Below are 2115 nucleotides of genomic sequence, written 5' to 3'. Positions count from 1 at the left end.
AAAGGAAGAATAATGGTGAAAACAAAGCAAGAAACCTTGAGGAAAACGAATTTAATCGATAGTCCTTTTTTTAAAGTGTTTGCCAAAAACCACCTGAACTATTTAGGCAATAGTAATCCAACCGCTAACCAACTGGCCGAAATCCAGGCCTTGCTTTCCAGTACCTGGATAAGACTGCCGATTTGTTTCGACCTGCGTTTAAGTGAGCAGGAAAAGCAATGCCTTTACTTATCCGCCCAGGGTAAAGAGGTGAAAGACATCGCAGCATTTTTAAAGATATCCACCCGAAGAGTGACTCAGCATCGGCAATCCATCTTTCAAAAATTGGATTGTAAAAATATAACGAGCGCGATAATTGTTGGATTGCGGTTTGGAGTAATCCAGGCTGAGGATTGATTGGGAGACGAGTAGACTGGTTTGGTAAAGTGAGGGGGTATGGGAAAGGCTTTTATTTTGATGGGTGAGTACACCATATAGGCCCTGACCCCTTTAGTTAATAATTCGATCAGATTTTGGAAGAAAATTATCTTACACTGATTATCATTGACGGTTTTTTAGTGGTTTGCCTTTAATCTTGCGGAATTACTTTTTGTTTAGTTCGTTTTTCTGATAGCAAAATGGCAAAAAATATCATTAAAGCGCCAATGAAGAATTGGACAGTTAATTGCTCATGCAAATAAATTGCGGCAGTTATGGTTGCAAATACAGGTTCAAGGGAAAAAATAATTGCTGCTTTAGTAGAGCTAACATATTTTTGAAATTGGAGTTGTAGCAAAAAAGCAAAAATTGAAGCAAAGATACTGCAAAATAAAATGGCAACCCAAAAATTCGTTTGTGAGGGAATAGCAAGTTTTGTAGTAAATAAGCTGGCAACTCCAGCTAAAAGACAAACAAAAAGGGATTGAATGAACGTTAAGGAGAGTGATTGGTGAATCTGAGAGGCTTTGCCAGCGAATAAAATATAGCCCGCAAAACAAAATGCACACAATAAAACCCAGAGATCGCCTTGACTAACTGTAAATCCATCAGAAAGCGTAATAAACCCAACCCCAACCAAGGCAATTAACGTGGCAGCAATAACATAGAGGGACGGCCATTGTTTATTAAGGAAAGACTCAAAAAGGGCAACTACTATAACGGACAGTCCAGTGATAAAACTCGCAGTCGAGGCAGTAGTGTAGCGTAAGCCGATGGTTTGGAATATCACTGTACCAGCCAGGAGGAGACCTAACAATGTGCCATAAAAGAGGGTTTGCCGATCGAACCTTATTTTTTGCCAAAAAATAAGGAGTAATAAGAAGCTAGCGATACCAAAACGCCAAAACAAAAAATTAAATGGTGATAGTGTTGCCACCGCATCCTTAATAAATGCAAAGGTCATTCCCCAAAATAGGGTGGCTAATAAGATTGCCCCAACACCCAAAATAGATTTATTTTTATTATCCAACTCAATAGTCTCTTCCAGCGCGTGTTAATGATAGTACCGGGAAATGCTCAAATGGATAATCTAACTTAGCGCTTGTATTTCTACCATGGAAGAACTGGTGATTCCCAGGCGACTTGCAGCAGCATAAGAAAGATCGATAAGTCGCGTACTATAAAAAGGACCACGATCATTAATACGAACCACTACGGTTCGTCCATTTTTTAGATTCTTAACTCGTAGCCGGGTATTAAAGGGAAGCGTAGGATGGGCAGCCGTCATAGAATACATATTGTACCGCTCTCCACTGGAGGTCTTACGATGATGGAAGCGTTTACCATAAAACGTAGCGATTCCTCGTGCTTTATACCCTTTTGCAGATCTCAGAGGGGTATATACTTTACCCCTAACTTTATAAGAAGCAATTTCCCCTTGGGGCTTTGTTTTCATACAGGCGGTTAAATTAAACAGCAATCCCATAATGACAAAATAATGCATCGTTTTAACGGCTATTCTCATACTTCTCCCTAAATACCAAATTAGCTTGGAAAAATAGCATATTGATTGAATTCTGGCGACATATTCGTTGAATATGGCCTAGTGTAATGAAAAAAGAGTGATCTCCTCCCTAAAAATAGATCCACTGTAAATTAGAGAATCTGGCAAAATATCAATTAATAAAAACGGGGTAT

3 protein-coding genes are annotated in these 2115 nt (G+C 39.1%); 1 reads left to right on the top strand and 2 read right to left on the bottom strand.

The features are described from left to right. Positions 1-396, top strand: a 396-nt coding sequence (locus tag ACN4Z1_RS15860; RefSeq protein ID WP_419423054.1) for a response regulator transcription factor, incomplete at its 5' end; no start/stop codon positions are given. Between the two features lie 172 nt (positions 397-568). Here the strand turns inward: ACN4Z1_RS15860 and ACN4Z1_RS15855 are convergent. Together ACN4Z1_RS15855 and ACN4Z1_RS15850 are read right to left on the bottom strand one after the other, a co-directional pair. Continuing rightward, a complete protein-coding gene (locus tag ACN4Z1_RS15855; RefSeq protein WP_228363129.1) occupies positions 569-1447 on the bottom strand; it encodes a DMT family transporter in 879 nt (292 codons plus the stop codon). 60 nt (positions 1448-1507) lie between these two features. Beyond that, entirely contained in the window at positions 1508-1942 is a 435-nt protein-coding gene (locus tag ACN4Z1_RS15850) for a septal ring lytic transglycosylase RlpA family protein (RefSeq protein WP_228363128.1), read from the bottom strand. Positions 1943-2115: the final 173 nt, after the last annotated feature.

Origin of the sequence: Legionella sp. ST3F1 (assembly GCF_048553315.1) — a bacterium.
GTDB lineage: Bacteria > Pseudomonadota > Gammaproteobacteria > Legionellales > Legionellaceae > Tatlockia > Tatlockia donaldsonii.
The sequence above is the reverse complement of the archived record's forward strand: the minus strand, read 5'-3'. Positions and strand labels throughout refer to the sequence as shown.

What these genes read in the sequence shown, in the direction of transcription:
- ACN4Z1_RS15850 (WP_228363128.1), bottom strand. Translation starts at nt 1,942, where the DNA reads ATGAGAATAGCCGTTAAAACGATGCATTATTTTGTCATTATGGGATTG.